The sequence below is a fragment of the Alteromonas sp. C1M14 genome, from assembly GCF_018860965.1.
Taxonomy (GTDB): Bacteria; Pseudomonadota; Gammaproteobacteria; order Enterobacterales; family Alteromonadaceae; genus Alteromonas.
This window is the reverse complement of record NZ_JAHKQF010000016.1, coordinates 1-13,084: the sequence shown is the minus strand read 5'-3', so window position 1 is coordinate 13,084 and position 13,084 is coordinate 1. Positions and strand designations below refer to the sequence as shown.

Sequence of the window (13,084 nt, the reverse complement as noted above, 5' to 3'; positions counted from 1 at the left end):
ATTAAAAAGCGACAAACATCGCTAAGTAATTCATCAGGACAATTGATGGCAATTAAAAAGAACGAACTTTATTCCTCTCTCTGGGCCAGCTGCGACGAGCTGCGTGGAGGTATGGATGCCAGTCAATATAAAGACTACGTGCTCATGTGTGATTCATAGACATTCTTTCAATAAAATACGGCTCTATAAATAAAGAAATTAGACTGCGATTAAAGTGGATTACACGTTATGAAGATGCGCCGCCTTTATATTTTAGTCGTACCAGAAATCTTACCCAACTATGGTTAAAAAACCGTCTTAATTTAAAGCTAGGCGTGATGTCTACGGCTTTGATGGTACTGAGCGGGTGTGGTGGTAGTAGCGATAGCAGCACGCAAACCATTGCCGAACAACCCACAAAGTTAGCCTTAGCTGAAAGTAACTGGCGGCAACCGCTGTTTAATGGGGTAGGGGCGGTAAACTTTCCGATTACAACCGACTCAGAGATTGCACAGCAGTACTTTAACCAAGGGCTGGCTTTGTCGTATGCGTTTAATCATGCGGCAGCAGATGTCGCCTTTAACGAGGCAAAGACGGTACAACGCCGATTTGAGCGTGCCTGGGAACATGCCGAGGTTGATATCTCTGGCTCCATCGTTTCTGCAAATAATATGATGCTAACGGCTAACTAAATAATGTTTTGTTAAATTAGAAATGGTTAATGCGATAAAAAGTCACATGCTCTGCACTTAAATTGTGAGTTTACGTTATTGACAAGATAACGATGGTGGCGAGTCGCCATGAAAAAGCGTCAATTTGTCATCTTAACGCATAATATCTACCTCTCGACGGCTTTTCGCCATTGTGGCATGTTCATTGTTTGCGCATTGAGCCGTCGTAAATAGTAAATTCGAGGGGCTTATTGATTGTGCATAGTATGAATCGACGTCAGCTACTGAGCTGGATTGGAAAAACTGCCGGTGTTAGCGCAATGTATCAAGCGATGAGCTCGCTTGGGTTTGCTGCAGAATCACGGCCCATGAGTCACCTCAATTTTTCAGGAGCGCCGAAAGGTGCCAGTGTACTGATTTTGGGGGCGGGTTTAGCCGGTATGGCTGCTGCTTATGAATTAAGTCAAGCTGGCTATAAAGTAAAAATATTGGAATATAATGGCAGAGCCGGTGGACGCTGCTGGACTCTGCGAGGTGGTGATACGTTCACTGAATTAGGTGGTGAAAAACAAACCTGTGAGTTCAGTGATGGCAATTATATTAATCCTGGCCCTTGGCGAATTCCTCATGATCACCACCACGTCATGGAATATTGTAATAAATTTGGTGTGGCGCTAGAGCCATTTTGCCAATTGAATTACAACGCCTATTTACATTCAACCCAAGCCTTTGATGGCAAGCCTCAACGTTATCGTCATGTTCAAGCCGATTACCAAGGTTACATTTCTGAAATGCTCGGAAAAGTTGTAAAACAAGGGGCTTTAGATGATGAATTAACCTTGGAAGATCGTGAGAGACTGTTCGAATCATTACGTTCCTTTGCTGCTCTTGACGAAAATGGTGCATATAAAAAGTCGTTAGAAACAAGTATGCGACGTGGGTTTGCCATAGATCCTCCCGGTGGTTTGGGGCCGAGTACGCAATACAGCGAACCTTTGGACCGCAGTGCACTCATCCAATCGGAATTGTGGGAGCATATTTGGAAAGGTCAGCAATTACGTCATATGAGTACTATCTTTCAGCCAGTAGGCGGCATGGATAGTATTGCAAAAGCCTTTGTGCAGCGCGTGGGTCAGTTTATTGAATACAACGCTAAAGTTACTCATATTGATCAAAGCGATACAGGGGTATCTGCAACCTACACGGTGAATGGCGAAGAAAAAGTAGCGAGTGCCGACTGGTGTGTGTGTACCATTCCGTTGTCAATATTGGGTCAAATACCTATGAAGGTGGGTACTGCGATGCAAATGGCAATTCGGGCCGTACCTTACGACGCATCAATTAAAATTGGTTTGGAATTCAAACGACGCTTTTGGGAACAGGACGACACAATATACGGTGGGCTGAGCTACACAGATTTGCCAATTTCACAAATTAGTTATCCTAGCTCAAACTTTGGAAGTAAAGGGGCCGGCGTCCTTTTAGGGGCTTATACCTATGGGCCGAATGCCTACGAATTTACTTCATTACCTCCAGCACAAAGAATTAAACAAGCCGTAAAATACGGGGCGCAAATTCATCCACAATATACCGAAGAATTTGCCAACGGCATTAGCGTAGGTTGGCACCGCGTGCCATGGACACTTGGTTGTTACGGAATGTGGACCGAAGAAACGCGCAAAGCACACTACGAGAATCTGTGTAATATTGATGGTCGCATTGTTCTGGCCGGTGAACATGCTTCTTACCTACCAGCATGGCAAGAAGGGGCTTTATCTTCTGCCAGAGATGCGATTCAGCGTTTACACAATGAAATTGTTAGTACTGGAGCATAAGTTATGAATATTAAACGCTTAGTTTCGACAGCAATCGTTATGTGTAGCGCAATGGTTTGTGTATCAGTCAGTGCTAAAGAAGAGCCAATGTTTTCGTCTTCTGGCGTATTTGTACAACAAGAGGGAGAAAATATTTATCGTGCTTTGTGCCAAGGTTGTCATATGCCAAATGGCGAAGGTGCGGTGGGGGCTGGCCAGTACCCAGCATTGGCGGAAAACCCTAAACTCGGGACACCACATTATGCTATTTTTATGGTAAGTAAAGGGCTGGGCGGCATGCCGGCCTTTAGTCAGATGCTTACAGATGAGCAAATTGCTGAAGTAGTGAATTTTGTGCGTGCAAGTTTCGGCAATAACCATACCGATATAATAACAGCTAAAGATGTAACCCCATTTTCTAATTAAACAGTAGGAATACACGATGAAAAACTTTGCAATTGCCGCTCTTTTAAGTGCTGCTTTACTCAATGTTACGGGCTGTAATGATGCCACTGCAGAACAACCTAAAGCTGAGACAGCCATTCGTCATGGCTTAATGGGTTCTGATTTCCCAATTTCACGTGCGGTAGAAATTCCCGCTTCAACAACGATTGTCTATTTAAGTGGTTCAGTGCCAGGGGTGCTAAACCCTGATGCGCCAAAAAATTCTATTGAAGCCTATGGCGATACTGAAGCGCAAACGGTTAGCGTGTTAAAGCGTATCGAAGCCAATCTTGAAAGCCTGAACTTAACCATGAAAGACGTTGTAAAAATGCAAGCGTTTTTGGTGGGCGATCCTAAACTTGAAGGCCGTATGGATTTTGCGGGCTTTATGCGTGGCTATACGCAGTTCTTTGGTACTGAAGAACAGCCAAATTTACCGTCTCGCTCTGCGCTGCAAATTGCAGGGTTAGCTAACCCTGGTTTCTTAGTTGAAATTGAAGTGACAGCCGTTCGTCCTGAATAGTTAATTCTCAATACCATTAGTAGTGGCTTGTAAAGATTAATCAGCCACTACTATTTTAAGGTGATTAAGACAAGTACAGGATTGATTACATCTAGTTTTCTTGATAATTAAACTGCTTTTAGTGTTTTTATTTTGTAATATAAACGCTAATTAATGCTGTTTTATTAATCGTCTAGGAGTACGTAAATGGAATTGGAATCTGTGTTTGAAACCCTTTTTTCTTATCAAGTTATCTTACTAGTGCTTATTGTTATAGGCCTTAAATCGTCAATAAAGTTTGTCCCTCAGAACCGTGCGTTCATTATCGAGCGTTTTGGCAAGTACAACACCACGCTAGAAGCTGGTTTAAATTTTATCGTTCCCTTTATCGACAAGGTAGCGGCAAATCGCTCTTTGAAAGAGCAGGCCGGGGACGTTCCAGAACAGTCCGCCATCACTAGAGACAACATAACGTTAAGCGTTGATGGGGTATTGTATTTCAAAGTCGTAGATCCTTACAAAGCAACCTACGGTGTAGAAGATTATGCGTTTGCCGTTACCCAGTTGGCACAAACCACAATGCGTTCTGAATTGGGTAAAATGGAGTTGGATAAAACCTTTGAAGAGCGAGACTTACTCAATACCAATATTGTGTCGGCCCTAAACGAAGCGGCGGCTCCCTGGGGCGTTCAGGTAATGCGTTACGAGCTAAAAGATATTAATCCGCCTAATTCCGTGTTGGATGCCATGGAACAGCAGATGAAGGCAGAGCGACTGAAACGCGCACAAATTTTAGAGTCTGAAGGTGATCGTCAAGCGGCCATTAACCGTGCCGAAGGTGATAAACAAGCCATCGTTCTTGCCGCGGAAGCAGACAGAGAGCAACAAATATTAAAAGCCGACGGTGAAGCCCAGGCCATTATTCGTGTTGCACAAGCGGATGCAGAAGCCATTGAAACGGTGGGTAAAGCGGCGGCCACCGAAGAGGGGCAAAAAGCGGTACAGCTTGATCTAGCCAAAGGTGCTATTCAGGCAAAAGAAAAAATTGCAAAAGAGTCTTCAATTGTCTTGTTGCCAGATAGCGGTACTGAAATAGGAAACGTTGTGGCCCAAGCAATGACAATTGCCAACACAATAGGCAACAAGGCATAGCAATGGACGATATGTTTAACAACTTACCTCATTTTTTAATTGGTATTGGCTTAGTCTTGCTTATTATTGAAGTGTTAATGGGGTTTACCACAATACTCCTGTTGACCTTGGGCATATCAATGATCCTTGCATCAGGTCTTATGTATGTTGGGATCCTTGATGAGGCATTGTTAGATGCGTTCATTGCTGTAGCCATCATTGATGCCGTATTGACGTTGGCGGTTTGGCGGCCGTTAAAGCTATTACAACGAGACCGTGCGCCCAAAGAAGTAAAGTCAGATTGGATAGGAACCCAATTTGATTTAGAAAGCGATGTGGCGCCGGGGAAACCCGGTACCGCGCGATTTTCAGGTGTAGTATGGACTGTTAAGTCTACATCCACGCTGGATAAGGGCGAGACGGTTGAAGTGGTGAAGGTGGAAGTTGGCGTGCTTCACGTTCAACCCATATAACAAATGGGAGAAGGGGTATCTGCGAATTTAACTTACTTTAAGCCCCGCTATATATCTACTGCCAAGTGCAGCTTATGCTGTGCTTGGTTTTCTTTAGTTAGCGTTCAATTCATTTTAAGCTAACGATGCCATTCTAATGGCTATGACTACCACACTTTAAAACTATTTCTGGCACATAAAGTGCTTTTAGCTAGCACTAACTCATGAGAGGTGTTAATTGCACCTGATGTTGCTCAAAGAGAGTGCAAATGCCCCTTTATGTCTCCCCACGAACGGTGTTTTTTACCGAATCAAGTCGATTTAACCGTGTGCTCGGTGTCCTTTCGTTAAATTTAGGACTGTTGCTTTTTAGTCCGCTGTCTTTTGCCAGTGAAGATCCCCCTGTGAGCCAAGCGTTTATGCGAGAGCAAACTGCTAGCGTAATATTTGATCGCTGCGAAAGCTGTCATAACGATTATATTTATGATGGTGGTTGGTCAGTGGAAGATATTGATATGGACGATATTTCAGAGGGCAAGAACCTTAAGCGCTGGGAATCGATTTTAAAATCTGTGTCTATGGGAGATATGCCGCCAGCCAAAAAGAAACCACTAACGGCGCAACAAAAAGCCTCTTTGTTACAGTGGTTAGAAAGTGGTTTAGACAGCTACAGTGAACACCACCCTAACCCCGGGCGGGCTACTATAAGGCGCTTGAATAGAAGTGAATACGCCAATTCAGTACGTGATTTACTGGCTTTAGATGTGGATATTAACCCCTTATTACCCGGGGATGATTCTGGTTATGGCTTTGACAACAACGCCGACGTGCTAGGTGTTTCTACCACGCTTTTAGAGCGCTACCTTTTGGTGGCGGGTAAAATTAGCCGCCTTGCCACTGGTGTGGCGGGCACCACGGCGACGAAAAAAAGTTATTTAGTGCCCAAAGATGGCTCGCGGAAAAACAGCGGTATGCCAGCGTTTGATCTTAGGATGAACGATGATTTGCCCATCGATTCAAGAGGGGGCGGGAGTTTCAAGTTTTATGCGCCAAAAACAGGCGAATATGAAATTGCTGGGTTTATTAATGCCAATACTAATAATGAAGTGGATAGACTAGATGTCCTCCGACATCACTATCAACTCAATCTCAATGCGGGAAGTCATACAATTGGTATGGCGTTTCGTAAACGCCTAGCCCTTAATGAACAGATACCAAAAGTGCGCAAGGGCACCGATTTTGTGGTACTGCCAGAGCGAGAACCTGAATTATTGGATCTTGATTTTGTGGTAGACGGAGCGCGGGTACATAGCAAAAAAGTACCCTCATATCATATGTCTCAACGGTTTTCCCAAGCCGCATTTTTACGCGATGTATTAGAAATTGAAGTGATAGGCCCGCTTCAACGCAATCATGACTCGTTAACAAAGAAACAGAATGACGTTGAAGTCCCATTGCCGTCTAGTACGCCCAGTACCCGTAAAATTTTTAGTTGCTTACCTGATATGTCAGGTGAAGCCATTGGTACCACTGCTAGTAACGAAATAGAATGCGCCAAAGAGATTATTGGCAGGCTATCGGCTGAGGCTTACCGCCGTCCCATTACTGTGGCGGATATCGAGCCATTGCTTAGTGTGTATCGACAAGCTCGTGAAGATCTCGACTTTAAAGAAAGTATCGCCACCATGCTACAAGCCTTGTTGGTTTCGCCTCATTTTTTATACGTGCAAGAACGTGCTCCTGAAGAGGTTTTACCAGGTAGTATTTATCAAATTAACGATTACGAGTTTGCTGCTCGGTTAGCATTATTTTTATGGAGTAGCTTGCCGGATCAAGAGCTTACCGAACTAGCCCGTCGTGGCGAATTGCGTGAGCCAACGATGTTGCGCCAACAAATTGCCCGTATGTTGGCCTCTGATAAAGCCCAAGCCTTAACTGATAATTTCGCCGGCCAATGGTTGTACTTGCGCAATTTACCTTATCACTTCCCCGATGTGTTTGAATTTCCGCAATTTAACGTGCCATTGAAGCAGTCTATTAAACGGGAAACCGAACTGTTTTTTACCCGTATTTTAAAAGACAACGAGTCGATATTTGATTTTCTCAACGCTGATTATAGTTATCTCAATGAACAGTTAGCACAGCACTATGGTATTGATGGTGTTAAAGGCAGTACTTTTCGCAAAGTCATGTTAGGTGAAAATACGCCACGAGGCGGGTTATTAGGGCAGGCGAGTATTCTTACCTTAACCTCAAACCCAAATCATACGTCGCCGGTAAAACGTGGAAAGTGGATCTTAGATAATCTATTGGCCGCCAGTCCGCCACCACCGCCAGCGGATGTTCCTGCCCTCATCGCCGAACACGAAGGGACGGCCTTGTCGGCAAGAGAGCAGCTTGAACGACATCGTAAAGATCCGGTGTGTGCCGCTTGCCATGTGCGTATGGATCCTCTTGGCTTAGCATTAGAAAAATATGACGCGGTGGGCGCTTATCGTACCGAATATGCAGGGCAAATCATCGATGTTAGCGCGCAAATGCCCGACGGTTCTCAGTTTGAAGGCTTGCGCGGGTTACACGGTATTTTGTGGGATAGACGTGAGCGTTTTTCACTCGCCTTTGCTGATAGGTTGCTGACTTATGCATTAGGTCGAGGACTTGAAGCTTATGATCAGCCCACCATTCGAGATATTGCAAGACAAGCTAAATCAGATAACTACCGTATGCACCGCATTATCGAGGCAATAGTTACCAGTACACCGTTTAACTTTAAAACCGCACCAGAGGCGCCAGATGAAACGCACCAATTCGTTAAAGCTCGCTAATGCCGGCCTAACACGCCGTACTTTTTTAAAAGGCATGGGCGTATCGGTTGCGCTACCTACAATGGAGTCTTTACTTCCGGCTGCGCAGGCCGCCGCTATTGAACAACGCCCCAAGCGCATGACGGTATTTTACTCGCCTAATGGCGTACGGATGCAGCGTTATACCCCTGTTGAGGTGGGGCAAAACTATAAAATGACACCTATTTTAAAACCCTTGGAAAAAATGCGTGACAAGTTTTCCGTCATTTCCGGGTTAGCTCATTATCAGGCTAGCGCATTTGGCGATCCTCCGGCAGGTCACGGTCGCAGTTGTCCTGCGTTTCTTACTGGAGTTCACGTAAAAGCCACCGAGGGCTCGGACATTCAATGTGGGGTATCGGCGGATCAAGTGGCTGCTCAATACTTTGCCAAAGACACGCAGTTAGCCTCGTTGGAGCTGGGAATCGAACCGCCAAGTTTAGTGGGGAGTTGCGATATTAATTACAGTTGCACCTATACCAATACCATTTCTTGGAAAAGCCCAACCCAAGCTTTACCTGCCATGGTGGCCCCAAGTGTGGTGTTTGAGCATCTGTTTGGTGATGGAAACATCATGGACGAAAAAACAAGACAAATGCGTTTAACCCATAAGCGCAGCATTCTTGATTTCGTTAATGACGAGGCGAAACGGATAAACCGTAATTTAGGGGTAAACGATCGCCACAAAATGGCCCAATACTTAGAGTCCATTCGTGATGTCGAACGGCGTATCGACAAAGCCAAAAACACTGCCATTGAAATGAATATGGATGGTTTGTCTATACCGGCCAATGTTCCTTCTGATTATGAGGAACACGTTAAGATGATGATGGATCTACAAATGTTAGCACTGCAAACGGATATGACTCGGGTAAGTACATTTATGTTAGGACGAGAACTTAGCAACCATGCCTACAATAACCTTGGGATCCCTGATGGTCATCACGCGTTAAGTCACCATGCAAATGCGCCAGATAAAATAGCCAAGCTAGTAAAAATTAACGCTTATCATATGCAGTTATTTGCCGACTATTTGGAAAAAATGGCCAATATTCCCGATGGCGACAGTAACTTACTCGATAACACTTATGTGATCCGTGGTGCGTGTATTGGCGAGTCGAATGATCACGACCATATGAATCTTCCAATTATTCTAGCCGGAGGGGGATTGCCCGGAAATCGTCATATTGCCGCCAAAAAACACACGCCAATGTGTAATTTGTTGCTCGGTGTTTTACAACAAATGGGCGTGCCCGTTGAACGATTTGGTGATAGTACACAACCCCTTGCACAGCTAGTAGGATGAAAGGAGTTTCGTCATGTTAAATATCGCATTCCCGGTGCTGGTAACCACCGCGACTAGGGCATTACAACGTCCATTTATCAGCCAACTGGCAAGGTTGATGCTGTTTAGCTGTTTTATCACCACCGCCATTGGCTGCAAAAGTGCTTCAGATGATTCGCCCTTACCAGGTCAATTAACCAATTTGCAGCACGACCAGTTGGTGCTGAAAGCCAAGGAAGCCATACTCAATTTAGATCTGAAACTACTGACATCTTTAACTGATCAAATTGATGTCAATCGTCTCTTGGCAGATAAATCGAGTTTGTTGGCTTGGGCCGTAGAAACCCAAGAGCCTGAGTTTGTGAATGTGTTACTTAAAAAAGGCGCCTATGTGCAGCTTGCTAAACATAATCGCTTTAGCCCCATTATTGAAGCATGTAGATATGGAAATTCAGATATTATCAATGCTTTGTTAGACAGGGGGGCGGATATCACTCGCTCTGTTGATGACGGTACATCGGCGTTGCACTTGTGTGCTGCGTCGTCATCGCTGGCAGAACTTGTGCGAATTAGCAAAGAAGGCGCGGATATCAGCGAAGCGAATGATTACGGACAAACCCCATTAATGTTTGCGGCTAATGCTGGCAATGTAGATAACCTCAATTATCTAGTGCAGCAGGGAGCCAAGATTAATCGACAAAGTCATCAAGGCTATAGTCCGTTGTTTTTTGCCATTAAAAGCGGCAGTTTGAAAGCCGTTAAAGCCGCGCTTGCCAATGGCGCAAATATATTTGCCACCACCAAAGACGGCACCACAGCGGCTCAACTTGCTGTGTATAGTAAAAACTACGTTTTTTTAACCTGGTATGTGAATAACCTCGATGAACTGATGACGCCGTTAGAAGCAAAATCATTACTGACTGCATTTGACCGTGACGGCTATCAATTACTACATGCCGCGGTGAAGGCCAACGAAAAAGAGTTGGTGATAGCACTGTTGGCAAAAGGCGCAAAGGCAACTACTGTGAGCGCACCGTCTAAACTGAAATGGCGTTACGAAGCGAATTTTAAAACGCAAGAGTACGTGCCTCCCCAATTAACACCCATAGAAATTGCTGAAAAGCACAACTTTAACGACATGGTTTCACTTTTGAGAAGCACAAGCGCGTAGTGGAAAACGAATTAATAAAGTGATTGCCTATCGAAAAACAGAGATAAGCGTAAAATCACTTCATAAACAGTGCTTTATAATTAAACATTTATTGTAAATATTGGTTAAAGTTTTTCATATTACCTTAAGTTAAGGGCACAATTTGTGCATTTGACGTTTAATAAGGTAAAAGTCAGTGCGCTTAACTCAAATATGTTCTGCCATCGCTATTGCTAGCCTCGTACAAGCTTGTGGTTCTAGTTCCGATTCTTCATCGACTTCAACCGATAGTGATGGAAATTATACTTTCACATTAAATGCAGTGCTCACTAATGATTGCGGCGTAGAAGCGCCCTTCACTGACGTAGAATTATTGTTACAAGATGCGGATTGGACTTATCAGCAAACCTATTCCCCCGATGCGGATGGGGTCATCACGTTTACAACGTCAGAAAAAAATATCAATTTTACCCTCGTGGCGAAAACCCAATCTGGCGATAGCGAAGAAGGCTTAGATATTGTGAGCTATTATCAGGCGTCGTCGTCGACAGAAACCACGTATCAAGCCACCTACGATAATTTGGTCAGCAACGATACCTGTGAATGTATTACTCAAGACGCATCATTGCGGCACCGTGCTTTTGCAAATATTGACGAAGCTTGGACCTCCTTACCTTTCGAGGGATGGGAAAGTGTTAGCGATACAGAAACCTTATTTACGGATGTCACTGCATGTCGTGTTATCGATGGTGATTGGCCAGTGGCTTCACTCATGGTGAAAGGGACTGACGATGACGAGGAGAAAATTGGATCAGCTGACTTTATTAGTGATTTTACTACCGATGGTACGGGGGAATGGGCTGTATCGGCAGTGGAAGTGGCTGACGAAATTAGCTTAAGTAAAAAACACCCCGATATTGTTATTTCCCAAGAATTTGAAGAGGGGGAGCATTTTCAGTCAGCGATTAGTGAAGATGATGACACCGCCTTGTTATTTACAAGTCATATGTATATTAACGAAGCTTACTATAAAGGCGTTGCTGAAAATACATTGAGCACAAGCAGTAATCTTTATGGCTCTTGGTCTGTGACCAGTGGTCATCAGGTTATCTCAACTGATTACGATGATGCATTAGATGCCGAAGCATCGGACGATATGCCAAGTATCGATACCGTTTCATTCTCTGAATTAGACGATGATGGAACCTATGATTATAGTGGTGTAAAAAACTACCCGATGGCTATCATTCGCTTCACTTACGGCTACACCAGTGTACCTGTTACATGGACAATGTACGGCCCTGAAGAAGGGATCTTGCCTAATAGCGTCGCCTTAGAAGGTTACGATGATATTGTTGATAGCGATAGTTATATTACCGACACACAAGTCACCTTACTCAAAAGTGATAATACCAATAACTATGACGATTACATTGAATATTACCAATCTTTAGAAAGCGATGACTTCGCTACTGACTTGCATCAATACGATATTACGATCACTTTACAATAACGCCCACCCAACAGATGGATGCCAAAGACTTGGCTTCCATCTGTTTTCTGGCGAACTAAATATTGGCACGTCAGCACATTTTAAGTCACGACTGCCTATTCAATTTAGATATCGATTAAGTTATTTCCTGTAATACTCACATTTGCTAATGAATCGCCCCCAGCTGTTGTATCGGTTAGCGGAGCGCTATCGGTCGTACTGACCGATGATGACTCACTGACAGTGGCTATATTACCGGCTTCATCTGTAATGGAAACTGAGACTCCAATGGGGCCTAATGATAGGTTAGCGATTGGTCCAGTAGACCAGCTACCGTCAACAAGCACATTTGTTGAAATTGATAGCGAAGTTTCTATACCTAAAATATCGGCAGTTACATCCACTTGAATAGAGCGTCCCGCCATCTCTGGGTCGGTAGCCCCTTGTATGGATGGGTCTGCTAACGAAGGCAAGTGTGAAATAGATAAATTAGGCGCTAGTGTATCAATCGTCCCAACGCCGGTTTCAATTAGCGTATTTATGTTTCCTGCTAAATCAATAACACTTGCTTCTATGTCTAGAAGACCTTCGGCTACATCCAACGGTATCTCAGTAGTGAAAGTGCCGTCTGATTGTACTGTTGTTGAAAGCGTTTGTTCGTCTCCTTCAGCATCGATTGCGGTTAAAGTAACAGTGCCGCCAATTTCATCTGATGTACCTGATATAGTTGGAGTCGCGTCGTTAATTAGCCCAATATTGTCTAAAGAAAGTAAGGGAATAGTTAAATCGATCAGCCCGCTGGTACTTACCGTGGCCACATTGCCTGCACTGTCGAGTACCGAAACATCTACGCTTAGTAACCCTTCGGCCCCATCAGCGGGTAACTCGATTGCAAAGGTGCCATCGGGTAAAACGTCAGTGGTAAAAGTCTGGGTAACTTCGTCACTGTCGGTCACTTCGATGTTGATCACGGCCCCAATTTCATCGCACGTGCCGCTTATGGTAGGCGTGGCACTGTTTAAGTTAGAAAGGGCGTCTAGGTTTAATACCGGCAAGGTTAAGTCAATTAAGCCAGTGGTGCTCACTGAGGCCACATTGCCGGCGCTGTCTAAGACAGATACATCGACGCTTAGTAACCCTTCGGCGGCATCGGCGGGCAGCTCAATGGCAAAGGTCCCATCCGGTAATACGTCAGTGGTAAAAGTCTGAGTGACCTCGTCACTGTCGGTCACTTCGATGTTGATCACGGCGCCGATTTCATCGCATGTGCCGCTGATGATAGGCTTGGCGCTGTTAAGGTTGGAAAGGGCATCTAGGTTTA

12 protein-coding genes are annotated in these 13,084 nt (G+C 44.5%); 11 read left to right on the top strand and 1 reads right to left on the bottom strand.

Going from position 1 to position 13,084, the window contains the following annotated elements; translation table 11 throughout:
- Positions 1–45 precede the first annotated feature (45 nt).
- From KO501_RS18605 to KO501_RS15790, 11 genes are all read left to right on the top strand, one after another.
- On the top strand, positions 46–159 hold the full coding sequence (locus KO501_RS18605; RefSeq protein ID WP_354667843.1) for a type I restriction-modification system subunit M N-terminal domain-containing protein: 114 nt from the start codon (positions 46–48) through the stop codon (positions 157–159).
- Positions 160–317: 158 nt separating this feature from the next.
- A complete protein-coding gene (locus tag KO501_RS15835) occupies positions 318–671 on the top strand; it encodes a hypothetical protein (protein ID WP_216030671.1) in 354 nt (117 codons plus the stop codon).
- 245 nt (positions 672–916) lie between these two features.
- Positions 917–2,485 (top strand): flavin monoamine oxidase family protein, encoded by a 1,569-nt coding sequence (locus tag KO501_RS15830; protein ID WP_216030670.1) that lies wholly within the window; start codon positions 917–919, stop codon positions 2,483–2,485.
- A gap of 3 nt (positions 2,486–2,488) precedes the next feature.
- Positions 2,489–2,890, top strand: a complete 402-nt coding sequence (locus KO501_RS15825) for a cytochrome c (protein ID WP_216030669.1) — start codon at positions 2,489–2,491, stop codon at positions 2,888–2,890.
- A gap of 16 nt (positions 2,891–2,906) precedes the next feature.
- Positions 2,907–3,431: a RidA family protein gene (locus tag KO501_RS15820; RefSeq protein WP_216030668.1), complete on the top strand. Its 525-nt coding sequence runs from the start codon at positions 2,907–2,909 to the stop codon at positions 3,429–3,431.
- 186 nt (positions 3,432–3,617) lie between these two features.
- A complete protein-coding gene (locus tag KO501_RS15815; RefSeq protein ID WP_216030667.1) occupies positions 3,618–4,562 on the top strand; it encodes a slipin family protein in 945 nt (314 codons plus the stop codon).
- A 2-nt stretch (positions 4,563–4,564) separates the two neighbouring features.
- On the top strand, positions 4,565–5,014 hold the full coding sequence (locus KO501_RS15810; RefSeq protein ID WP_216030666.1) for an NfeD family protein: 450 nt from the start codon (positions 4,565–4,567) through the stop codon (positions 5,012–5,014).
- Positions 5,015–5,262: 248 nt separating this feature from the next.
- Positions 5,263–7,818 (top strand): DUF1592 domain-containing protein, encoded by a 2,556-nt coding sequence (locus KO501_RS15805; protein WP_216030665.1) that lies wholly within the window; start codon positions 5,263–5,265, stop codon positions 7,816–7,818.
- A complete protein-coding gene (locus KO501_RS15800) occupies positions 7,787–9,142 on the top strand; it encodes a DUF1552 domain-containing protein (protein WP_216030664.1) in 1,356 nt (451 codons plus the stop codon). Before KO501_RS15805 ends, KO501_RS15800 begins: the two co-directional genes overlap by 32 nt.
- 13 nt (positions 9,143–9,155) lie before the next feature.
- A complete protein-coding gene (locus tag KO501_RS15795; protein ID WP_216030663.1) occupies positions 9,156–10,292 on the top strand; it encodes an ankyrin repeat domain-containing protein in 1,137 nt (378 codons plus the stop codon).
- A 175-nt stretch (positions 10,293–10,467) separates the two neighbouring features.
- Entirely contained in the window at positions 10,468–11,784 is a 1,317-nt protein-coding gene (locus KO501_RS15790; protein WP_216030662.1) for a hypothetical protein, read from the top strand.
- Between the two features lie 104 nt (positions 11,785–11,888).
- Here the strand turns inward: KO501_RS15790 and KO501_RS15785 are convergent.
- Positions 11,889–13,084 (bottom strand): Ig-like domain-containing protein (locus tag KO501_RS15785; protein ID WP_216030661.1); only part of this gene is annotated, 1,196 nt, incomplete at its 5' end.

Excerpts from the sequence above, each read along its gene's own strand:
- KO501_RS18605 (WP_354667843.1), top strand. The coding sequence starts at position 46 with ATGGCAATTAAAAAGAACGAACTTTATTCCTCTCTCTGGGCCAGCTGC.
- KO501_RS15835 (WP_216030671.1), top strand. The coding sequence starts at position 318 with ATGTCTACGGCTTTGATGGTACTGAGCGGGTGTGGTGGTAGTAGCGAT.
- KO501_RS15830 (WP_216030670.1), top strand. The coding sequence starts at position 917 with ATGAATCGACGTCAGCTACTGAGCTGGATTGGAAAAACTGCCGGTGTT.
- KO501_RS15825 (WP_216030669.1), top strand. The coding sequence starts at position 2,489 with ATGAATATTAAACGCTTAGTTTCGACAGCAATCGTTATGTGTAGCGCA.
- KO501_RS15820 (WP_216030668.1), top strand. The coding sequence starts at position 2,907 with ATGAAAAACTTTGCAATTGCCGCTCTTTTAAGTGCTGCTTTACTCAAT.
- KO501_RS15815 (WP_216030667.1), top strand. The coding sequence starts at position 3,618 with ATGGAATTGGAATCTGTGTTTGAAACCCTTTTTTCTTATCAAGTTATC.
- KO501_RS15810 (WP_216030666.1), top strand. The coding sequence starts at position 4,565 with ATGGACGATATGTTTAACAACTTACCTCATTTTTTAATTGGTATTGGC.
- KO501_RS15805 (WP_216030665.1), top strand. The coding sequence starts at position 5,263 with ATGCCCCTTTATGTCTCCCCACGAACGGTGTTTTTTACCGAATCAAGT.
- KO501_RS15800 (WP_216030664.1), top strand. The coding sequence starts at position 7,787 with ATGAAACGCACCAATTCGTTAAAGCTCGCTAATGCCGGCCTAACACGC.
- KO501_RS15795 (WP_216030663.1), top strand. The coding sequence starts at position 9,156 with ATGTTAAATATCGCATTCCCGGTGCTGGTAACCACCGCGACTAGGGCA.